The organism is Limosilactobacillus difficilis, assembly GCF_947387495.1.
GTDB classification, from domain to species: Bacteria; Bacillota; Bacilli; order Lactobacillales; family Lactobacillaceae; genus Limosilactobacillus; species Limosilactobacillus difficilis.
Map to the genome: position 1 here is coordinate 1 of NZ_CANDNU010000011.1, position 22002 is coordinate 22002.

At 52.2% G+C, this 22002-nt stretch carries 20 protein-coding genes; 3 read left to right on the forward strand and 17 right to left on the reverse strand.

What is annotated here, in order from left to right; translation table 11 throughout:
- Nucleotides 1-481 precede the first annotated feature (481 nt).
- Nucleotides 482-1459 carry a hypothetical protein gene (locus tag QOR82_RS03430; RefSeq protein ID WP_283583370.1) on the reverse strand — a complete coding sequence of 326 codons (978 nt, stop codon included), beginning with the start codon at nt 1457-1459 and terminating at the stop codon, nt 482-484.
- A gap of 493 nt (nt 1460-1952) precedes the next feature.
- Here QOR82_RS03430 and wecB point away from each other — a divergent pair, with 493 nt between their 5' ends.
- Nucleotides 1953-3068, forward strand: a complete 1116-nt coding sequence (gene wecB, locus QOR82_RS03435; protein WP_283583371.1) for a non-hydrolyzing UDP-N-acetylglucosamine 2-epimerase — start codon at nt 1953-1955, stop codon at nt 3066-3068.
- A 44-nt stretch (nt 3069-3112) separates the two neighbouring features.
- Here the strand turns inward: wecB and QOR82_RS03440 are convergent, their stop codons facing one another.
- Entirely contained in the window at nt 3113-3295 is a 183-nt protein-coding gene (locus QOR82_RS03440) for a hypothetical protein (RefSeq protein ID WP_283583372.1), read from the reverse strand.
- Between the two features lie 38 nt (nt 3296-3333).
- Between QOR82_RS03440 and QOR82_RS03445 the strand changes: the two genes are divergently transcribed.
- Nucleotides 3334-4566, forward strand: a complete 1233-nt coding sequence (locus QOR82_RS03445; RefSeq protein ID WP_283583373.1) for a glycosyltransferase family 2 protein — start codon at nt 3334-3336, stop codon at nt 4564-4566.
- 117 nt (nt 4567-4683) lie between these two features.
- Here the strand turns inward: QOR82_RS03445 and QOR82_RS03450 are convergent, their stop codons facing one another.
- From QOR82_RS03450 to purE, 15 genes are all read right to left on the reverse strand, one after another.
- Nucleotides 4684-5379, reverse strand: a complete 696-nt coding sequence (locus QOR82_RS03450) for a 2,3-diphosphoglycerate-dependent phosphoglycerate mutase (protein ID WP_283583374.1) — start codon at nt 5377-5379, stop codon at nt 4684-4686.
- A 167-nt stretch (nt 5380-5546) separates the two neighbouring features.
- Nucleotides 5547-6803 (reverse strand): phosphoribosylamine--glycine ligase, encoded by a 1257-nt coding sequence (gene purD, locus QOR82_RS03455; protein WP_283583375.1) that lies wholly within the window; start codon nt 6801-6803, stop codon nt 5547-5549.
- Between the two features lie 21 nt (nt 6804-6824).
- Nucleotides 6825-8369, reverse strand: coding sequence for a bifunctional phosphoribosylaminoimidazolecarboxamide formyltransferase/IMP cyclohydrolase (gene purH, locus QOR82_RS03460; RefSeq protein WP_283583376.1), 1545 nt, complete (start codon nt 8367-8369; stop codon nt 6825-6827).
- A gap of 10 nt (nt 8370-8379) precedes the next feature.
- Nucleotides 8380-8970, reverse strand: coding sequence for a phosphoribosylglycinamide formyltransferase (purN, locus tag QOR82_RS03465; protein WP_283583377.1), 591 nt, complete (start codon nt 8968-8970; stop codon nt 8380-8382).
- Between the two features lie 11 nt (nt 8971-8981).
- Nucleotides 8982-10019 carry a phosphoribosylformylglycinamidine cyclo-ligase gene (gene purM / locus QOR82_RS03470; protein WP_283583378.1) on the reverse strand — a complete coding sequence of 346 codons (1038 nt, stop codon included), beginning with the start codon at nt 10017-10019 and terminating at the stop codon, nt 8982-8984.
- Entirely contained in the window at nt 10016-11485 is a 1470-nt protein-coding gene (purF, locus tag QOR82_RS03475) for an amidophosphoribosyltransferase (protein WP_283583379.1), read from the reverse strand. The genes purM and purF overlap by 4 nt, the downstream gene beginning before the upstream one ends.
- On the reverse strand, nt 11461-13692 hold the full coding sequence (purL, locus tag QOR82_RS03480; RefSeq protein ID WP_283583380.1) for a phosphoribosylformylglycinamidine synthase subunit PurL: 2232 nt from the start codon (nt 13690-13692) through the stop codon (nt 11461-11463). Before purL ends, purF begins: the two co-directional genes overlap by 25 nt.
- A 1-nt stretch (nt 13693) precedes the next feature.
- Nucleotides 13694-14374 (reverse strand): phosphoribosylformylglycinamidine synthase subunit PurQ, encoded by a 681-nt coding sequence (gene purQ / locus QOR82_RS03485; RefSeq protein ID WP_283583381.1) that lies wholly within the window; start codon nt 14372-14374, stop codon nt 13694-13696.
- On the reverse strand, nt 14374-14625 hold the full coding sequence (gene purS / locus QOR82_RS03490; RefSeq protein ID WP_283583382.1) for a phosphoribosylformylglycinamidine synthase subunit PurS: 252 nt from the start codon (nt 14623-14625) through the stop codon (nt 14374-14376). Before purS ends, purQ begins: the two co-directional genes overlap by 1 nt.
- A gap of 2 nt (nt 14626-14627) precedes the next feature.
- Entirely contained in the window at nt 14628-15347 is a 720-nt protein-coding gene (gene purC, locus QOR82_RS03495) for a phosphoribosylaminoimidazolesuccinocarboxamide synthase (RefSeq protein ID WP_283583383.1), read from the reverse strand.
- Nucleotides 15348-15602: 255 nt separating this feature from the next.
- Nucleotides 15603-16868 carry a chloride channel protein gene (locus QOR82_RS03500; RefSeq protein WP_283583384.1) on the reverse strand — a complete coding sequence of 422 codons (1266 nt, stop codon included), beginning with the start codon at nt 16866-16868 and terminating at the stop codon, nt 15603-15605.
- A 186-nt stretch (nt 16869-17054) separates the two neighbouring features.
- Nucleotides 17055-18506 (reverse strand): 6-phospho-beta-glucosidase, encoded by a 1452-nt coding sequence (locus QOR82_RS03505; protein ID WP_283583385.1) that lies wholly within the window; start codon nt 18504-18506, stop codon nt 17055-17057.
- A gap of 201 nt (nt 18507-18707) precedes the next feature.
- Nucleotides 18708-20003, reverse strand: coding sequence for an adenylosuccinate lyase (gene purB, locus QOR82_RS03510; protein ID WP_283583386.1), 1296 nt, complete (start codon nt 20001-20003; stop codon nt 18708-18710).
- The gene (purK, locus tag QOR82_RS03515) at nt 20000-21142 is read right to left on the reverse strand and encodes a 5-(carboxyamino)imidazole ribonucleotide synthase (RefSeq protein ID WP_283583387.1); all 1143 of its coding nucleotides are present in this window, start codon (nt 21140-21142) and stop codon (nt 20000-20002) included. Before purK ends, purB begins: the two co-directional genes overlap by 4 nt.
- Nucleotides 21135-21623, reverse strand: a complete 489-nt coding sequence (gene purE, locus QOR82_RS03520) for a 5-(carboxyamino)imidazole ribonucleotide mutase (RefSeq protein WP_408612912.1) — start codon at nt 21621-21623, stop codon at nt 21135-21137. The genes purK and purE overlap by 8 nt, the downstream gene beginning before the upstream one ends.
- A gap of 194 nt (nt 21624-21817) precedes the next feature.
- Between purE and QOR82_RS03525 the strand changes: the two genes are divergently transcribed.
- Entirely contained in the window at nt 21818-22000 is a 183-nt protein-coding gene (locus tag QOR82_RS03525; protein ID WP_283583388.1) for a hypothetical protein, read from the forward strand.
- Nucleotides 22001-22002: the final 2 nt, after the last annotated feature.

Genomic DNA, 22002 nt, shown 5'->3' on the forward strand with positions numbered 1-22002 from the left:
CTCTCATATTATGAATATGAGCTTTTGAAATAGCTCTAATTTAAAAGTATTAAGCGAATTGACTTCGCAAATGTTTTTGTCTTAATCAATGATTAAGGACCCTGCACATTTGTGTTTGTCGAAACTTTGTTCAGTTTTCAAAGGTCTACCTTGGCTGTCGCCCTGAGCGACAACACTTAATATCATATCAGCTTGATCAAGCGAAGTCAAGAACTAATTTTAATTAATTTTGAATTCGAATTGAAGCTGAAAGTCGACAACCTCTGTCCTGTCCGAAGTGACAAGCCTTAGCGGCGTCAACGGTTACTAACTATACCGGGAAGACAAGCGAAAGTCAACACCAAAATCAAACTTTTTTGAAGTTTTTTCTCGGAATAAATTCTGCGCCGCCAATTTTGGTTTACCTAAATGCAAGCTATTTTCTCAGATACTAAAAGAGACAGCCCCGCTGAGCTGTCCCTTTCCATATGTAGAATGCTATTTACTTCTTTTGATTCTCATGGCTATCATCCGCTGACTTAACTGCACTAGTTGCCGTCCAGTCATTAAGGTAAGCTGTCCCGTCCAATTGTTCTACTGGCTTAAAGGTGTTGTTGAAGTCAGTGTCCAGCTCATCGTTAACGTAAGTCTGGTGATAGAACTGGGCAAGGGCCATCAAAACAACTGGCAAGTAAGCCAGAACAGCAATCACGCCCAGGACAATCCCAGTCCACATCAACCAGTAAGTGCCAATATAGTTGCCATAGAAGGCAATCCCGCCGAAGACGGCGTCAATAACCAGTAGCGGGATTCCGACCATCGTCACCATCACTTCAATGTAGTTAGCCTTCCGGCCACCCATGTAGCGCCGGCTCGCCGTCAATGCATGCCGCATCGATTGGCCAAGGAAGGATGCCTGACGATCGCGGTAGAGAAAGGCCGACTGACTGTATTCGATCGTCTTCCACAGCACAACCAGATCGTTAGCAATCATCAGAATAATTGCCAGCCACCGCCATTGACCTGTAAAGCGGCTAATGATTGACAGTGGTAACTGCCACAGGAAGATAAACAGGCCGTTGTACAAGGCCAGACGCCACAACTGATTTTTCCGGACGTGTTTGAAGTAAGTCCAAATCGCACTCGCGTTGACCCGCATCCCTGGATGGCGTAGCGCATCGAGATAAGCATAACTGCTGCTCGTAGCAAAGAAGCCTACGAAGAACTCCAGTGCCACCAGCAAGACGGCTAAAATGATCACTTCAAGCAGTGCAAGCAAGATTGCCAGTGGTGACGCCATCCCATACATCATCATCGTCATCGAGATCCGCGACAATCCCAAGAAAAACAGCACTGACAAGGCGAGCATCAGCAAGAAACCACCGGCAACCGGCCAAATAGAACTACTGTACTGGCTCTTGACGTTGTCTTTCAGGTCATTGAAGAACTGCTTAATCGATAAGTGTTTCTTTTTCTTCATCAATATGCCAACTTTCTATATAAATTTACATTATCGCTATCATAGCATAATTGCCCCGAAGCACAAAGAAAAGTCCCAATTTACGGCATTCTTCACGGATTCTTCAAATTTAAAAAATCAGGAAAATAGCCTTTTTCCATCAAATGATCAGCTAGTTCTAGTCCCATTCCCGCCTGCGGTTGAATTTCTAAATAATGGCAATTATACTGGCTTTAGTAATCAGATTCTACAAACGGCCAGCTGCTTTTACTATTATTTTTATGTAATGATTCTAAACTAAATATTTTATTTAGATCGTTTGCGAAACAAGATTTTATCAGTCTGGGCAAAGTGGTAGTTAATTTCATCCATTGAAATAGCATATTAATTTATCATCCTATCAAGTCGGGCCGTACTTGATCATTAATCCCAACAAGCATGGGTAGTGCAGCCAGATACCGATCTAGCCGATTATTCTCGCCCACAGAATGAGGAGTAAAGGAGGTATTGCAAAATGCAACGTATCATGACAATTTTTGGCACGAGGCCCGAAGCCATTAAAATGGCCCCAATCATCAAGGCCCTCGAGGCGGACCTGGCACTAAAACCGATTGTGGTCGTCACAGGGCAGCACAAGGAGATGTTAGCTACCGCCCTAGCCGCTTTCCACATCCGACCGGACTATAATCTCCATCTAATGAAGAAAAACCAAACGCTTACCAACATTACAGTCGGCGCCTTAACTAAACTGGCGCCGATTATCAAAGAGAGCCGACCGGCAGTAACCCTCGTTCACGGCGATACCACGACGACGCTGGCCGCCACAATTGCTGCTTTTTACCAAAAAATTCCCGTCGGCCACGTTGAAGCCGGCCTGCGCACATACTCCCGCTATGATCCTTATCCCGAGGAGATCAACCGGCAAGTCACGGACGTCATCAGCAGCCTCTACTTTGCACCGACCGAAAGGGCCCGGCAAAACCTGCTCCAGGAGCACCATCACGCTGAACACATCTACGTAACGGGCAACACCGCCATCGACGCCCTTCGGCACACCGTCTATCCAGACTATCACAGCTCTGTCCTGGACCAAATCGATCCCGCCAAGAAACTGCTCCTGGTCACCATGCACCGGCGCGAAAATCAAGGAGTCCCGATGCGCAAAGCCTTGCAAGCAATCAAGGAAATACTGCTCTCCCGTGATGATGTAGAGATGATCTTTCCTGTCCATCTCAGTCAACAGGTCCAACATATCGCGCGCGAAATCTTTGCCGACGTTCCTCAGGCACACCTAACTGCGCCCCTCGACGTGATCGACTTTCACAACTTAACAGCCAAAAGCTACCTTATCCTCACTGACTCTGGCGGGATTCAGGAAGAAGCCCCATCGCTGCATAAACCAGTCCTCGTCTTGCGTGATACAACCGAACGTCCCGAGGGGGTCGCGGCCGGCACCCTCAAGTTGGTCGGTACCGACCCGGCCACGATCAAAAAAGCGCTCACCACGCTCCTCGACGACCAGCAACAGTACGCTACAATGGCCCGTGCCCAAAATCCGTATGGTGACGGCCATGCCGCCGAGAGAATCGTCACGATCTTAAAGAATTATCTCAACGGGAGGAAAGCATAATGAAACGCCTATGCCAAGTTGCTATCATCATTGCCCTGCTGGCCTTAACCCTGACCGGCGGCCTCAGTACCACGCGCATCCACGCGTCGCTGAACCCCAAAACCGGTATCAGGATTGGTACTCCACTCAAAGCAGCACCACAGTATTTGTTGCCACTCTCCCAGCATCAAGACCACTAAAAGACTAGTTTTCTCAATCCATTCATTTTCAGCAAAGGCGGTGTTCAACCATCAACCACGTTGCATTCACCATCTCGCTCGTCGGGATGCTCGTCTACACCTTTTGGGTCATCTGCTTGCTCCTCTTTGGGCAAAAGAGTCACAGTTCTGACGAGCAATATCATTTTTCAGACAAGTTTCGGCTCATCATCGTCGTCCCGGCGATGAATGAAGTTGGTGTCATCGGCCAAACAATCAGCCGCTCCATCAAAAGTACTGCCGAACTGCCGATGATCTCAATGGCCATTATCGATGATGCGTCAACCGACGGAACGGCTCGTGCTGCCCAGCAGGCCATCGCCAAGTATAACTGCCAAAATCGCGTTCAGGTGCTCAGTCGGCGTCAGCCACACGCCCAGCAGGGTAAGGGCAGCGCCCTAAATTGGGCCTACCGCCGCTTAATCGATCCCGCCAAAATGAGCGGTCACGATCGGAATCACACCATCGTCGGAATCCTGGACGCCGATGCTTATATGTCAAAACACGGCTACGAACAAGTCCTCGCCAATTTTGCCAACCACCCGCAGGTCTCACTCCTGCAAACCCGGGTGGGCATGATCACAATCCACAACTGGCTACAGCTCTTCCAGGACATTGAATTTCACGTCATCAATGACTGGATCCAAAACACCCGCAACCGGCTTCATAACGCGGCTGCATCCGGCAACGGCCAGTTCATCCGGGTGGCCGACATCAATTCTGCTGAACCATGGGGCAACGCCCTGCTAGAAGATTTCGAATTCAGCACCCGCTTCCTGCTTCGTGGTCAAAAAACCTATTACGCTAGTAACATCATCGTCTACCAGGAAGCTATCAAGCGGATCTTTCCCTTTATCCGTCAACGGGCTCGCTGGACCCAGGGCGGTCTCGACTGTCTCTTCAGCTATTGGCCATGGATCCTGAAAAGCACTCGGATCAGCCGCCTTGCCAAGCTGGAAATGACCTTCTACATGTTCATCCCCTTCATTACCCTCCTCTCCGGTCTGGCAAACCTACTGGTACTGCTTTACGTCTTCGTTAACATTCAGGACTGCTACCCAGTCGTGATCAGTCTATTTTTGCTCAATTGCATTATCAACAACATCATCGTGGCCGATTACCGGCAAAGTGCTGATCTTAACTGGTTATTCAGCTTACTTGTGATCATCTTTCTTGGCATCTATAACTACCTGCTCTACCCGGCGATCATCATCGCCTTTTACAAAAAAATTCGCGGCCAGCATGGTTGGGTCAAAACCATCCACGGTCGCGAAAAGCAGCGTTCCAGTTCTGTTGACTGATCTACTAACAAAACGTCAATAATTCAAAAAGACCCATTCGGCAATTCTCACGAAAAGCCGGATGGGTCTTTTAGTCGGGAAGGACTGTTATCACAGTCCCTTTTCTAGATGACATGATTAGTCAATGTCGTACTTTTCCTTCTTCAGAACATTGAGCTTGTCATCGAAGTCATAAACAACTGGTTGGCCGGTAGCCATTTCCAAGTTCATGATGTCATCGTCAGAGATGTTTTCGATGTACTTGCTCAAAGCACGCAGGGAGTTACCGTGGGCAGCGATGATGACGTTCTTGCCGTCCAACAGTTTCGGCGCAATTTCGTCCTGCCAGAGCGGGATAACCCGTTCCAGAGTTACCTTGAGGTTTTCACCACCAGGAATAGTCCGCGGGTCCAGGTTAGCATAACGACGATCCTTAGCAGCTGAGCCTTCGTCAGTGGCCTTCAGCAGCGGTGGCAGAACATCGTATGAACGACGCCAAATGTGCACTTGTTCATCCCCGTACTTTTCAGCGGTCTTCTTCTTGTTCAGACCCTGGAGAGCACCATAGTGACGTTCGTTCAGGCGCCAAGTCTTGAATTCAGGAATCCAAAGTTGGTCACATTCGTCCAGAGCGTAGTGGAGGGTCTTGATGGCCCGCTTCAGCACTGAAGTGTAGGCGTAGTCGAACTGCAGACCGTGTTCCTTGATAGCCTTCCCAGCAGCCTTTGCCTGTGCAACACCCTTTTCACTCAGATCAACATCGACCCAGCCAGTAAACTGGTTGGACAGGTTCCATTCGCTTTGACCGTGACGAATCAGTACAAGTTTTGCCATGAAATCTAGCCTCTTTCTTCTTAAAAATAATTGTTACACACTCATTTATTTTAATTCAAGTAAGGATAAAAGCCAATAGCATTGCCGAGATTGTTCCAACATTCCCAACGCAATTAAAAAATCCGCAGTTAGGCTGAATTCGCCCCACTGCAGATTTTTATCAATGGTTACTTCAGTGCCCGGGCACCAATGTCGTGGCGGTAGAAGCAGTCCGGCTCGTGCAACTGATCCAGATAGTCATACACCCGTTGTTGAGCCGTCTTCAGGTCTGCGGCTTCCGCGATAATCATTGCCAGCCGGCCGCCCGCGCCATAGAGGTCATCGAGACGACCGGTCACGTTGGCGTAATCAATAGTGATCCCGTCAGCGTCTGGCAGTTTCCCTAGAGCCGGGTAGTAAGCCGGATGGGTCGGATAGCCCTTCGCCGCCAAAACAACGCCGAGTACGGCCCGGTCATTTTCTTGAATCTCCGGCAGTGGCTGGTCATCAACGACTGCCTGCATCAGCTCAGCAAAATCCGTTGCCAACCGCGGAAGGATAACCTGCGTCTCCGGATCACCTAAGCGAACGTTATATTCAATCACTTTGGGACCATCAGCGGTCATCATCAAACCGATGTAGAGAACCCCATGGTAGTGGTAGCCGCCGTCAACCAAACCCTTAACAGTTGGTTCGACGACCTCCTTGACCATTGCTTGCCGGTCTGCCTGGCTCAGCTGCGGCAGGGGGCAATAGGAACCCATGCCCCCGGTATTTGGCCCCTTGTCGCCATCATAGGCCCGCTTGTGGTCCTGAGCCATCGGCAAAATCCGGTACTGGTCATCCGCAATCACGCAGAACAGGGAGTATTCCGGACCCACCAGGCATTCTTCCAGGACAACCGCCGTCTGCGGGCCAGCAAACATTTCGTGAAGCGTCTCTACTGCCGTGTCCCGATCTGGCACGATCGAAACACCCTTTCCACCGGCCAGACCATTTTCTTTCAAGACGACCGGGTAGTCGAAATCATCCAGCCCTTTGACGGCGCTGTCAACATCGGTAAAGGTTTCGTGCTTCGCCGTTGGCACGTGATAGCGGCTCATAAAGCGTAGAGCGTAGTCTTTCGATCCTTCTAGTTGGGCAGCTCGTTTGTTGGGGCCGACAATCTTTTGCCCCGCCGCTTGGAACTTGTCCACGATGCCGGCACAGAGGACGTTTTCCGGACCGACAAAAGTCCAATCGACGTGGTGTTCGATCGCAAACTGCAGCAAGCCGTTCAAATCCATTTCAGCGATATTAACTGGCGTCACCCCAGCCGTCAGCATTCCCACGTTACCGGGTGCGCAATAGACGTTGGCCACGTGCGGACTCTGCTTTAATTTTTTGGCAATGGCAAATTCACGACCGCCTTCACCAATGACCAGCAAAGTTAAATTATCCTTCATCAGTAACCCTTCCCCTCAAAACTAGTGACGGAAGTGGCGATGACCGGTGAAGACCACGGCCACGCCGTACTTATTAGCCATATCAATCGTCTCCTGATCCCGGATAGAGCCGCCCGGTTCAACCACGGCCTTAATACCGTGCTGGCCGGCAAACTCCAGGCTGTCGCCAAACGGGAAGAAGGCGTCTGAAGCCAAGACCGATTTGTCATCCAGAGCATCGCCGGCGTGCTTGACAGCGATCTTCAGGGAATCGATCCGGTTTGGCTGACCAGCACCGACGCCCAGCGTCCGCTCATCGTTAGCGACCACGATGGCGTTTGACTTGGTGTGCTTAACGGCTTTCCAGGCAAACATCAGGGACTTCAGCTGCTCTTCGGTCGGCTTCGTCTCGGTGACACACTTCCAGTCGTGGTAGTCTTCAGTCAGCGTATCCTGTTCCTGGGTCAGCATCCCGCCCATGACGGAAACGACTTCGCGCCGGGTCGGTTCGTTCTCATGGCTGAAGTCGACTTGCAACAGCCGAATGTTCTTCTTCTTCGCCAGCACGGCATAGGCATCGTCATCGTAGCCGGGGGCAATCACGATTTCCAGGAAGATCTTGTGCATTTTCTCTGCCGTCGCCAGGTCGACCTTCTGGTTTAGGGCAATTACCCCACCGAAGATCGAAACCGAATCTGCCTTGTAAGCCCGATCCCAGGCTTCTTCCAGACTATCACCGCGGCCAATCCCGCACGGATTCATGTGCTTCATGGCAACGACAGTTGGTTCCTCTTGGAATTCACGAACACAGCGGATTGCTTCGTCGGCATCCTTAATGTTGTTGTAGGAAAGTTTCTTACCGTGCAATTGTTTGGCTTCCAAAATGGAGAAGGTCTTTGGCATCGCGTCTTCGTAAAGCCAGGCTTTCTGGTGCGGATTCTCCCCGTAACGCATCGTTTCCTTGAGATCATAAGTCAGCGTCAGCTTTTCCGGATCCTCATTACCAACCTGCTTAGTCAGGTACTGGCTGATCAGGGCGTCATAAGCCGCCGTGGTCCGGAAGACCTTGGCAGCGAGCTTAGCCCGGGTTGCCAGAGTTGTGGTACCGCCGTTGGCCTTGATCTCCGCCAGAACTTCCTGGTAGTCCGCCTGGTCAGTAACCACCGTGACGTCCTGGTAGTTCTTGGCAGCAGCGCGCAACATGCTAGGGCCACCGATGTCGATATTCTCAATGGCATCAGCCAGCTTGACGTCCGGTTGAGAAATCGTTTCTTTGAATGGGTACAGATTGACGCAGACCAGGTCGATCGGCGTAATGTGATGTTCCTTTAGAGTGGCCATGTGCTCAGGATTGTCACGCCGGGCCAGTAAGCCGCCATGGACGTAAGGATTCAGCGTCTTGACCCGACCATCCAGAATTTCAGGGAAGTGAGTCACTTCTTCAATCCCGATCGTCTGGATACCAGCATCATCCAAGACCTTCTTGGTCCCGCCAGTGGACACGATTTCGTATCCGGCATCGACTAGCCCCTTGACAAAGGGCACCAGGTTACTTTTATCACTAACGCTAACAATTGCACGTTTCATGGATATCCTCCTATTGCTGATTCATGCGTTCTAAAATTACTTTTTTCAGGGCGGCCGGGAATAAGGTATGTTCCGTATCATGAACCCGGCTTTCGAGACTGGCTTCCGTATCGTCGGCTTTGATTGGGACCGCCTTTTGGGCAATGATCGGGCCGTGATCCAGGTGGGCATCGATATAGTGGACGGTAACTCCCGTCTCCTTAATCTTGCCCTGCTGGTAGTCATCAAAGGCTCGCTGGATCGAATTCAGGCCTGGATAAGCCGGCAACAATGCCGGATGCAGATTCAAAATCGCGTTCGGGTAAGCATTCAGGATTGTCGGTCCGACAACTCGCAAGTAGCCAGCCAAGGCGATGATGTCCACCCGGTATTGCTGCAGCAATTTTAATAAGCGCTGCTCGTACTTTTCCTTACCGCCGCATTCCTTGACCGTAAAGGCCTCGTACGGAACGCCCAATCGCTGGGCGCGTTTGATCACCGGAGCATCCGGATGATTACAAAATAACAGCACTTCCTCGCCAGGAATATCGCCTGACTGGAAGTGGTTGGTCAAAGCTTCAAAATTAGTCCCATTGCCTGAGGCCAGAATTGCCACTCTCATTTTAATTAACCTCACTTAATTACAATCTTGTCGGCATCTTTTGGCCGTGCCTGCAGCCGGCCCACTTCATAGAACTTTTCGTCTGCGGCCGCCAGCTTCTTCTCAACCGCTTCAACTTTTTCTGGTGCTACCGCGAGGATCATCCCCAGCCCCATGTTAAAAGTACCCCAGTAATCAGCCGGCTTGAGATTACCCAACTGAATCAGGTACTTAAAAATTGGCAGTGTCGGCCAAGCAGCAGAATCAATGACGGCCTGGAGGGAATCGCCAAACATTCGCGGTAGGTTTTCGATCAAGCCGCCGCCGGTGATGTGGCTGATCCCGTGCAGGAGATGATCCTGAACCAATGGCAAGACTGCCGGAATGTAGATCCGGGTGGGAGCCAGGATGGCTTCTCCGACGGTCTGCCCACCGAGTTCCGCGGGTTTAGCCGTCAGTTGAACATCATGGTCCTTGAAAAGGATTTGCCGAACCAGAGTGAAACCGTTAGAGTGAACCCCACTGGACGGCAGGCCAATCAAGACGTCGCCAGCTTGGGGCAAAGCCGCCGTCAAGACATCATCACGCTCCACGACTCCCGTCGCGTAACCGGCTAAATCGTACTCCTCCTGACCGTACATGTCGGGCATCTCCGCGGTTTCCCCGCCGATAAGAGCCGCGCCGGCCTGTTTGCAGCCAGCTGCTACACCGTGGACAACGCTGGCTAATCGGTTCGGATCATTGTGACCACAAGCAATGTAATCCAGGAAGAAGAGCGGTTCGGCCCCCTGGGCAAGTAGGTCGTTGACACACATCGCTACACAGTCGATGCCGACCGTATCGTGCTTTCCCATTTTCTGGGCAATCAGCAGCTTGGTCCCCACTCCATCAGTCCCGGAAACGAGAACCGGGTGTTTCACGTGTAACATTCCGAGATCAAACATACCACCGAAACTACCAATGCCACCCATTACGCCCTGGCGCTTAGTTGAGGCAACATCACTCTTGATTTTCTGAACGAGTTTGTAGCCGGCATTGACGTCGACCCCCGCTTGTGCATAACGATTCATTTCTTCTCCAACCGTTCCTTTCGCGCAATCTTTTCTTGTTCGTTCAGCGAAGCCAGGTAGCCAGCCTCATAATCTTCCAGCGGCGTCGGGTATTGACCGTTAAAGTAGGCAACGGTCAAGCCACCAAAGGGTGCATCCCCGGCGTCCGGAACGTCAATCGCCTTGATCAAGCCATCAACGCTGAGAAAACCGAGACTGTCACACCCCAGAATTTCCCGCATCGCGCTGACCGAATAATGAGCGGCAATTAACTCGTGACGCGTTGAAACGTCGATCCCGTAAAAGCACGGGAAGCGGAAAGTCGGGCTGGCAATCCGCATGTGAACTTCCTTCGCCCCTGCATCGTAGAGCATCTTGATAATCTGCTTGGAAGTCGTCCCCCGCACGATCGAATCGTCGACGACGGCGACCCGCTTGCCAGCAACCACTCCGCGAACAGCGGAGAGCTTACGACGCACCCCTTCTACCCGTAGAGCTTGGTTCGGTTGGATAAAGGTCCGGGCAACGTACTGGTTCTTAACCAGGCCCATTTCGTTAGGCACGCCGAGCTCTTCAGCGTAGCCGGACGCGGCCGACAGCGCCGAATTAGGAACCGGCACAACCATGTCAACATCAGCTGGCTGTTCCCGGGCCAGCAAACGGCCCATCCGCTTCCGAGCGTTGTGGACGGTGACCCCGTGGATCACGGAATCTGGTCGCGCAAAGTAGATGTATTCCATCGAGCAAATTGCCAGTTGAGTGTGAGTCGTGTAGTGGTCGATGTGTAGACCGTCGCGATCAACGATGATCAATTCACCTGGTTGGACGTCGCGGATAAATTTGGCGTGGACGATATCCAAGGCACAGGTCTCACTAGCGATGACATAACCGCCATCATCCAATTGACCGATACAAAGAGGCCGAATCCCGTTCGGGTCGAGGGCCGCAATCATCCGGTCCTTTTGCAACATCAGGAAAGCGAAACCGCCGTGAACTTCATTCAGCGATTCCTTCAAGGCCGTCATAAAGCCCTTCTGAATTTTTTCACGAATCAGGTGAATCAGCACTTCCGTATCGGTCGTGCTTTGAAAGACCGCCCCGTTCTTTTCCAGACGCCGACGCAGAGTCGTCCCGTTCACCAAGTTGCCATTGTGAGCGAGAGCGATGTCGCCATCATAGAAGTGGAAAAGGAAGGGTTGCACGTTCTGGATCGAATTCTGCCCCGTCGTACTGTAACGTACGTGACCGATGGCATAATCGCCTACCAGACGTTGCAGGTCCTTCGGGTTGGCAAAGGCCTTGGACAAGAGCCCCCGGTCCCGGTGCTGGTACATCTGCTTGCCATCGGAAGAGACGATCCCGGCCCCTTCCTGGCCCCGATGTTGTAAGTTGTGCAAGCCCAGGTAAACCAGCTGACTAGCATGGGGACTGCCGAAGACGCCAAAGACGCCACATTCTTCGTTTAAGCTTTTGACTTCATAAGGCATGGCAAAGCCTCCTCATAAACTTTTTCCAAGGTTGCGACGTTCTCGTTCAGGTATTGGCCACGCATCTGCGCTTGCAGGCGGTGATCAGCGGTGACCGTGCCAACCTGCTTGGCGTAGTCGCCGAGAGCCTGCTGAACCTCAACCGCGTGTTCAGCCTTGACGGTGATCACAAAGCGATCAGGCGATTCACTGAAGAGCTGGGCAGCGGTCAGGTCCGCGAGATCCAGTTTCATCCCCAGTTCTGTGTGGAAGAGGGTTTCGGCTAAGGCAACACCCAGGCCCCCTTCGCTCAGGTCGTGTGTACTCTGGACCAGCCCGTCTTGTTCGAGCTTCAGCAACTTTTTCAGGTGCTGGTGAACATCCTTAAGGTTCAACGGTGCCAGTGCTCCGCTGATGTCACCCTGCAGCATCTTCTGCAGTTCAGAACCAGCGAAGTCATCCCCGGTCTGGCCGAGCAGAAAGACAACGTTGCCGGCCTGCTGTGCCTTCATCGGGATAACGTGATTGATGTCGTGTACCAGACCAACCATGCCGACCATCGGCGTCGGGTGAATGGCCTTATCATCATTTTCGTTGTAGAGGGAAACATTACCGGAGACGACAGGCGTCTCAAATTCCTTGCAGGCATCAGCCATTCCCATGACGGAGTGGTGCAATTCGTAGAAAATTTCGGGGTCGTTAGGGTCCCCGTAATTCAGGCAGTCAGTGATTGCCAGCGGTTCAGCCCCGCAGGCCACGATATTAGCAGCTGCTTCGGCCATTGCCCGGGCCCCACCGATGTAAGGATCGAGGTAAACGAAGCGACCGTTACCGTCATTGGTCATCGCAATCCCCTTCTTGGTGCCACGTACCCGCAGGACACCGGCATCCGAACCAGGACCGACTACCGTGCTGGTCCGGACTTGGGAATCGTATTGTTGGGTGAAGTAGCGATCAGAGGCAATCGTCGGTTGTTGCAACATTTGCTTGAGCATGGCACCGGCATTAGCAACTTCTGGCACCCAGGCTGGAGCTTGGCGCGCTTGTTGCAGCCGTGCTGGTTCCCGTTCCTCACTTGGTTCTTCTAGCACATCGTCGACCAAGGTGTGGACCGGGATGTTGCAGACAACTTGTCCGTCATGGTGCAGAACATACATTCCGTCGTCCGTGATCCGGCCAATCGTCACTACTTCGAGGTCATAGTAATCAAAGACTTTCTTAACGTCATCTTCGTGGCCCTTCTTAACACAGAGGAGCATCCGTTCCTGGGATTCCGACAGCATAATTTCGTAGGCTGACATGTTCGGTTCCCGTTGCGGAACAAGGTCGAGGTTGAGGTCCATCCCGGACTTACCTTCCGAAGCCATTTCGGCACTCGAGGACACGATACCGGCCGCCCCCATATCTTGAATACCGACCAGCCATTCGGGATGCTCTTCAATAATCTCCAAGCAAGCTTCCATCAGCAGCTTTTCCATGAAGGGGTCGCCCACTTGGACAGCCGAACGCTGGGTAGCGTGTTCCTTAGAGAAATCCTTAGAAGCGAAAGTGGCACCGTGAATGCCGTCACGCCCGGTTTTGGCACCGACGTACATCACCGCGTTGCCGACCCCGCTGGCCTGGCCGCGTTCCATGTTTTTCTGGTCCATGATGCCAAGGTTAAAGGCGTTCAGCAGAATGTTGCCCTGGTAGCAAGGGTCAAAGGTAGTTTCCCCGCCAATCGTCGGGATCCCCATACAGTTGCCGTAGTCACCAACCCCCTTGACGGTTTGTTCCGCCTTGTAACGCATTGTGGCGTCGTGGGCGATTTCACCAAAGTGCAGGGAATCCAGTGACGCAATCGGCCGAGCCCCCATGCTAAAGATGTCCCGCAAGATGCCACCGACACCAGTAGCAGCGCCCTGGTAAGGTTCCACCGTCGTCGGGTGGTTGTGGCTTTCGGCTTTGAAGACGACAGCTTGGCCGTCATCGATGTCAACAACTCCGGCGCCTTCCCCTGGACCCTGCAGGATCCGCTTGCCCTTGTTCGGGAAGAGACGGAGCACCGGCTTCGATTTCTTGTACGAACAATGTTCACTCCACATCGCTGAGAAAAGACCGGTTTCGGTGTAATTTGGCAACCGGTGCAGGAGTTTGTCGGCAATGTAGTTGTATTCGTGTTCCGTCAGGCTCCAGTCGATATAGGGCTTCTTTTCCTTGATTTCTTCTGGTGTCATTGCTTGCTTCATGTTATGCCTCCGCTTTTACCGTGCCGTGGTCCAAAAGTGACTTGAAGAGGGGCAGGCCGTCCGTGCCGCCCAGAATTTCTTCCACCGCCCGCTCAGGGTGTGGCATCATTCCGAGGACGTTACCGCGCTCATTGCAAATCCCAGCGATATCGTTCAAGCTGCCGTTCGGATTTTCGTGAGCGTAGCGAAAGACCACCTGGTGATTTTGTTCCAGCTTGTCGATCGTCGCCGAATCAGCATAAAAACTCCCGTCACCATGGGCAATTGGCAGGGTAATTTCAACATTTTGCTGGTAGCGGCTGGTAAAGGGAGTCCGGTTATTTTCTACCGTTAAGCTGACCGGCTTGCAAACAAATTGCATGCTGTCGTTTTGCTTCAGTGCGCCGGGCAGAAGTCCCATTTCCGTCAAAATCTGGAAGCCATTGCAGGTCCCAAAAACCAGCTTGCCTTCCGAAGCCATCTTCTTGATTGCCGGAATGATGTTGGCAAAACGAGCGATCGCACCACAACGTAGGTAATCGCCGTAAGAAAAGCCCCCCGGCAGCATTACTGCGTCAAAGCCGGTCAAACTGGTCGCTTTGTGACTGACGTATTCAACCTGGGCGCCACAGACCGAGTGCAGTGCCTCATAAATGTCGACGTCACAGTTGGAACCAGGAAAAACAATTACCGCAATCTTCATTATTTGTCAGCCTCCAGCACTTCGTACTTGTAGGTTTCCATGTTAAAGTTCACCAGCAATTTCTCAGCGATGTCCTTGACGGCCGTCTCTAATGACGTCGTCGTTTCGTCAAAGGTGACGTCAAAGAACTTGCCGACCGTCACTTTTTGAACTTCATTGTGGCCGAGGGTGTGAATCGCATCCTGGATCGATGCGCCCTGGGGATCAAAAACTGAGGGTTTGTAGGTCACGTAAATGCGAACGGTCTTCATAATTAGTCCTCCTCTGCCAGTGCTTCCTGAACCCGGGACAGCACTTTTTCGTAAGTGTCAGTCAAACTGCCGAGGCCCCGACGGTAAACATCCTTGTCCATGTGGGCATTAGTCTTGATATCCCACAGCCGGCAGTTGTCTGGACTGAATTCATCGGCCAGGACGATTGAGCCATCGCTCAGCTTGCCGAATTCCAGTTTGAAGTCAACCAACCGCATCCCAGCGTCGGCAAAAAGCGGTTTTAACAAGCTGTTGACTTGGCGGGTCATGTCCCAAATCTTGTCAACTTCTGCCTGACTGGCAATCTGCAAGGCCAGGATGTCAGAGGTGTTGATCATCGGGTCGCCCAGTTCATCGGACTTGTAGAACATTTCTTCCACCGGTTGAGCAAGCGGGGCGCCTTCCTTAAGACCGTAGCGGGAAGCAAAGTGGCCGGCACAAACGTTACGTGTGACAACTTCCAGTGGGAACATCTGGCACTTCTTAACCAGTTCTTCGGTGTCGTTCAATTTCTTGATAAAGTGGGTCGGAATTCCCTTCTTCATCAAGTATTGGAAGATCAGCGTCGAAATTTCGTTGTTGAGTTCACCCTTGTCCTTGATCTGGTCGTGCTTCTTACCGTTTAAAGCAGTCGCCTGGTTGGTATAAACCACCTTCAGCACTTCGGGATCGTCAGTCTGATACATCTTTTTTGCCTTGCCAGTGTAAAGTAACTTGTCCATGATGAAACTCCTTTTGGTATAATCCGAACTTTAACATAAATGTTCGCCATATAAGTTCGTAAATTTACAGTTTCAGAATAACAGGTCGGTCAATTTTTTGCAAGAACAAATCCGAACTATTATTGGATATTTGGCAAAAGGAGTTACGATTTTGCTGACATTTAACAAGTAAAACGTTCAATCAGAATTAATGTTCGCTTTTTCCAAATAGAAAAGTTAAAAAAATAGCGGAAGATCACTTCCGCTATTCTTATCTTATTTATCTAGTCGGCTTAACAACCACCGGCTAGTCGCAATCGACAAGCCTGCAGCGATGCAAAAAGGCAAGAGGGCTGAAAAGTCCAGGTGGCAGACCTCAAAGAGCATAAAGAGGGCCATCAGCGGAGCCTGCTGTGAAGCCGCCAAGAAGGCGACCGCCCCAACCAGTGCACACTGGGTCAGATTGACCCCCGGGACGACCAAACCATAGAGCATCCCCAGTAAAACCCCGGCGGTACTGCCGAGCGCAATCGAAGGAGTCAGCACCCCGCCATAAGCTCCTCCCTTAATCGTCAGCAGTGTCACCACCAGCTTGGCCAAGAAACCGAAGAGCAGGAGGGCAATCGTCAGCCGGGAAACATGGCTGGTATTCATCGCCAACTGGGCAACTCCCCGGCCATTGCCGGCAATCTGGGGAAAGAAGGTGGCCACCAGGCCGGTCAAGAGCCCCACCAGTGGCAGCTGAATGAGCACGTGCCAGTCCACTGCCCTGCGTGCGCTCACCTGCTGCAGGGCTTGGCGGAACAGGGTCCCGCTAATTCCCAGTAATGGTGCCAGCAGGATCAGTAGCGGCAAGATTTGGTGGGGAAAAAACTTGGCATCTTGGCTGATGTAATAGTATGGCTGCCAGCCCTTAAAAAGCCCACCAACAAGGGTTGCAATCGCCGACATGGTGAAACTGACGGCCACCGCCCGCTTTGAAACTTTTTGATAGAGGATCTCCAGGCAAAACATCGCCCCCGTGATCGGAGCAATGTAGACCCCAGCAAAACCTGCCCCGGCCGCAGCCGCTACCAGCAGCCGGCGGTCATCGCCACTCAGCCGCCAGTGGGGATGGCGATCCACTAGTTGCTCCCAGTGCTGAGCAAGCATTGCTCCGGCCTCCCGCGGAGCCAATTCGCGTCCGATTGAGCCGCCTGTACCGACGTAAAAAATCTGGGTCAGAACGTGCAGGATGGTTTGGCAAAAGGGCATCATCTGCCCGGCAACTGCTTTTTTTAACTTCACGGGCCGGTAATGCCGCTGCATCCAAAACCAAATGACGGCAGCAATAATTGCCCCGATCGTGACAGCCAGCAAGCGCCGTTGCGCCGAAGTTCCCGTTGCCACCGGCATCAGGTCGTTCTCGCGAAAATGCAGGAAAAAGGATTCCACCAGGTCCAGCCATTTACTGAGCAGTCCCGAGCTAAGGCCCACGACAGCACCCATGATTGGCGTTGCCACTAGCAGGCCAGCCGTATTGTTGTTCTTTTCTGTATCCATGATCGTCCTCTCAAATGCCAGGGACTGTCTCCGCCCCTCGTTAAAGCACATCCAATTGCCTATTACACAAATGGCCCCCACCGTTGGGTTATCCCAAACGCTGCGAGCCAGGAAGTCGAGGTAGCACCAAGCTGTCAGTTGCGATGACGGGGTGATGCTCCCTTCTTAGCTATTATTGATTTTAGCCTATTTGACGCCGTAATCAAGGTCAGCTCCGTTGCTTTCAATCACGTGCTGGAACCAGTAGAAGGAATCCTTGCGGGAACGCTTGAGGCTTCCTTCGCCCTTGTCGTTCTTATCAACATAGATAAAGCCGTAACGCTTGTCCATTTGACCAGTGCCGGCGGAAACGAGGTCAATGCAGCCCCACGGGGTATAGCCCATCAGGTCAACCCCATCAAGGACGACCGCCTTCTCCATCTCACTGATGTGCTGCCGCAGGTAGTCGATCCGGTAATCATCGTGGATCTTGCCATCGGCGGTCACCTTGTCATAGGCGCCCATCCCATTTTCAACGATGAACAATGGCTTGTGATAGCGGTCAGTCAGCCAGTTCAAGCCGTAACGCAGGCCCTCGGGATCAACTTCCCAGTGCCAGTCCGTCTTCGGCAGGTTGTCGTTCGGCACGCCCGCGCTGTGCAGGTCCGTCAGTTCGTCAACCCCGACTTTATCAGCAGAAACTGTCATCGAACTGTAGTAGCTGAAGCCGACATAATCGACGGTCCCTTCCCGCAGGATCATTCGGTCAGCCGTCGTGATGTCTTGACGGTAGCCTTTCCGCTGGAGGTAAGTCTCCACTTCCCGTGGGTATTCACCGTTAGCCTGGACGTCACTAAACCAGTAACGCCGCTGAGCTGCCTCCTGGGCCAGCAGCTGGTCGGCCGGTTTGGCCGTCGCCGGGTAAATCGGCATGTAGTTGATCATGCAGCCGATCTGGAAATCAGGGTTGATCTGGTGACCAATCTCGACCGCCAGGGCACTGGCAACGACTTCATAGTGAGCTGCCTGGTACATCGCCGCTTCCCGGTTTTCACCCTTGCGGAAGAGCAGCCCCGAGTTAGTCGCCATCAGGAAAGGATTGTTGAAATCGCTCTGGTTATCGATTTCGTTGAAGGTCATCCAGTACTTCACCTTGTCACGGTAACGTTGGAAGCAAACCTTCGCAAACTTCGTAAAGAAGTCAATCATCTTCCGCGAACGCCAGCCGCCATACTGGTGGACCAGGTGCAAAGGAATTTCGAAGTGGGACAGGGTGATAACCGGTTCGATGCCGTACTTGTGGCAACAGTCGAAGAGCTTGTCATAAAATTCCAGTCCCTTCTCGTTTGGTTCGGCTTCATCCCCCTTTGGGAAAATCCGCGTCCAGGCAATCGACGTCCGGAAGCACTTGAAGCCCATCTCAGCCATCATCTTAATGTCTTCGGGATAGTGGTGATAGAAATCGATCGCGTCGTGGTTCGGGTAGATCTTGCCTGGCTCCACCGTGTCCGTAATCTCCCGCGGCTGATCAGCACTACCGACCGTCATCACATCAGCAACAGACGGTCCCTTACCGTCAACATTCCAGGCTCCCTCCAATTGGTGGGCAGCAACGGCGCCACCCCAGAGAAAGCCCTTGGGCATTTTTTCTTCAAACATCAAATCTTCACTCCTCGAAATGGAATTGCGATCAGTTTTCAGTCCTCATCAATCAGGCAATCGCTAATGTCTCTACTTTACCTGCCGAACTCTAAAAGCACAATGGAAACGCTTCCTCATTTTTAAAATTCCCTTAGCCGGCCAGCCATATATAAGAAAAGGCCGGTGAAACATGCTCACCAGCCCGTCAATTATTCAATTTTAGTCCAAACCAACCCGGTGGAAGATGTAGTCCACCCGCCGCAAGTGCCAGTGGTAATCAAAGGCGTCGTCGATGTCTTCCTTACTCAACTGCTTGGAAATCACGGGGTCCGCCTCCAACAACGGCCGGAACGGAACGTGTTCGGCCCAGCACTTAGCCGTCAGTGGTTGGATCGTGTCGTAAGCCTTTTCCCGGCTGAGGCCACTAGCAACCAGCTTGTTGAGCACCCGCCCGGAGTAAATCAGGCCATGGGTCAGATTCATGTTCTGGATCATCCGTTCTGGGAAGACGTCCAGGTTCTTCACAATCTGCCCAAAACGATGGAGCATGTAGTCCAGCAGAATGGTGGAATCCGGCAGGATAATCCGTTCCGCACTGGAGTGGGAAATATCACGTTCGTGCCACAGTGAGATGTTTTCGTAAGCGGTAACGATGTGACCACGCAGCACCCGTGCACACCCACAAATGTTTTCGGAACCAATCGGGTTTTTCTTGTGTGGCATTGCTGAGGAACCCTTCTGACCCTTGGCAAAATGTTCTTCAACTTCGTGGATTTCAGTCCGCTGGAGGCTCCGAATTTCCGTGGCGAATTCTTCCATACTCGTGGCGATCAGGCCGATCGTCGCGATGTATTCGGCATGGAGGTCCCGCGGCAACACTTGGCTCGAAATTTCCTGAGCACGCAGCCCCAGTGATTGACAAACCAGTTTTTCAACGCGGGGGTCAACCTGCGCAAAGGTGCCGACCGCTCCGGAAATCTTGCCGGCTTCCACACCCTTAGCAGCGTGGATAAAGCGTTCCCGATTCCGCTTCATTTCAGAATACCAGCGCGCCAGCTTAAGGCCAAAGGTTGTCGGTTCGGCGTGAACCCCATGGGTCCGGCCCATTTCCACCGTGTACTTGTACTTGCGAGCCTTATCAGCGACGATCTTCATGAACTCGTCGATGTCCTTGAGGAGGATTTCGTTAGCCTGCTTAAGGCGGTAACCCTGAGCGGTGTCAACTACGTCTGTACTGGTCAGGCCGTAGTGAACCCACTTCTTTTCTGGTCCCAGCGACTCAGAAACGCAACGGGTAAAGGCGATGATGTCATGGTGAGTCACGGCCTCGATCCGGGCAATTTCATCGACGTCAAACTTTGCGTTTTGCCGAATCTTTTCCACATCTTCAGCCGGGATCTTGCCCAACTTGCACCAAGCTTCATCAGCGGTAATTTCGACCTTGAGCCAGCTCTGGTACTGGTTTTCCAAGGACCAAATCTTACTCATTTTGGGGCGGCTATAGCGATCAATCAATGTTTATCCCTCCATACATTGGTATCATCAATTTCTTGCAGTGTTTTGTCGACGTCATCGGTCAGAATCGTGATGTGACCCATCTTCCGGTTGTGACGCACCTCGGCCTTACCATAATCATGGAAGTGCCAGTTGGGCTTTTCCTGGCTGAGCTTCCGGGCGCCAGCCACGTGCTGGCCCAAAACGTTGACCATCACTACCGGACTCAGCAGTTTGATCTTGGGCAGCGGCCAGTTGCAAATTGCCCGGTCATGCACGTCAAACTGGCTGAAATTGCAGGCTTCGATCGTGTAATGGCCGGAGTTGTGCGGCCGCGGAGCCAGTTCGTTGATATAGATGTCGCCATCTTCGGTCACGAACATCTCAACCCCCAGGATGCCCCGCAAATTAATCGCGTGAGCAATTTTAACGGCATCGTCCTGGGCTAACTGGGCAGTCTGGTCGCTGATCCGGGCTGGCACGATGCTTTCGTGCAAGATTTCATTCCAGTGGATGTTTTCACTCACCGGGAAAACTGCAACCTGGCCATCCGCGTTGCGGGCCACCATCACCGAACATTCGAGCTTGAAGTCAACCCAGCCTTCGAGAATGTCGTCGCCAAAGTCAATGATCTTGGCAACTTCTGGGTTTGCTAAGTCAGCATCACTGTGCAAAACCAGCTGGCCGTGGCCATCGTAGCCACCTTCTGAGGTCTTGAGAACACAAGGATAGCCCAGGTCGGCAATCGCTTTTTTCAGGTCCGCTTGGCTCTTGACCGCCCGGAACGGGGCCGTCTTCATCCCCGCCTGGTCGCGCAGAAAGGTCTTCTCCCGAATTCGGTTCTTGGTCGTGTACAGGAGATGAGTCCCTTGGGGCACACTAACCTTGTCTGCCACGTCCTCGAGGGCCTTCAAGTCAACGTTTTCAAACTCATAGGTCAAAACGTCCGACCGCCGGGCCAGTTCTTCGATGGCCTTGACGTCGGCATAAGGAGCAACGATCTGGTCGTCAGTAACTTGCCCCGCCGGACAGTGCGGCGTCGGGTCGAGCACGATGACCTTCATCCCACCATACTTGGCTGACAGCGCCATCATCTGGCCGAGCTGGCCCCCACCGATGATCCCGATGGTCTTTCCCTGCTCAATATATTGTTTAGTCAAGGTCAGCACTGCTTTCTACTGAATCATTATGCATCTGTTGCCGATACTTCTCAAGCTGATCTTGAAGGTCCGGCTGACTCGTCCCGAGGATTTCAAGCGCCAGCAAAGCGGCATTCTTTGCCCCGGCACTGCCGATTGCGGTCGTAGCAACGGGAATCCCTGTCGGCATCTGAACGATCGAAAAGAGGGAGTCTAAGCCACCAAGGGCCTTGGTCTGGCCAGGAACCCCGATGACGGGCAGAACGGTATTAGCCGCCGTCATCCCTGGTAAGTGGGCCGCCATCCCGGCACCAGCAATGATCACTTTGAGTCCCCGCTCCTTTGCCTTCTTAGCAAAGTCGAACATTTCGTTAGGCATCCGGTGAGCCGAGATGACGTGTTTTTCGTACTGCACGCCGAATTCATCCAGAATCTGGCAGGCGCCCTTCATCGTCGGCCAATCGGACTTACTTCCCATGATGACAGCAATTTGACAAGTCAATGTTAGTTCCTCCTCAGAGATTTTTACGATTTCATCATACCAAATCATCATTCTAGTGGCAAGACAATTTACGAACTTATTTAGGAAACGTTTCTTTTATTGTTCGCTTTTTCGTTTTGACAGTCTTAAGAGTAATTTAACTTGCCTTCAGCCAACCGGTAAGATATGCTATTGCTCAAAGGATGGTGAGGAACGTGATCGGCTTGTTAGTTACGCTGGCAGTCATTTGGCTGCTTTGGAAATTACTAAAGCTGTCGGTAATCCTTCTTTTCTGGCTGACCGTGATCGCGGTAGCGGCTTTCTTTATCAAGGCCTTCTTGATTCCCGCAATCCTCCTGATCGGCGGTATCCTCGTATATGGGTTTAACAGACTGTAGAC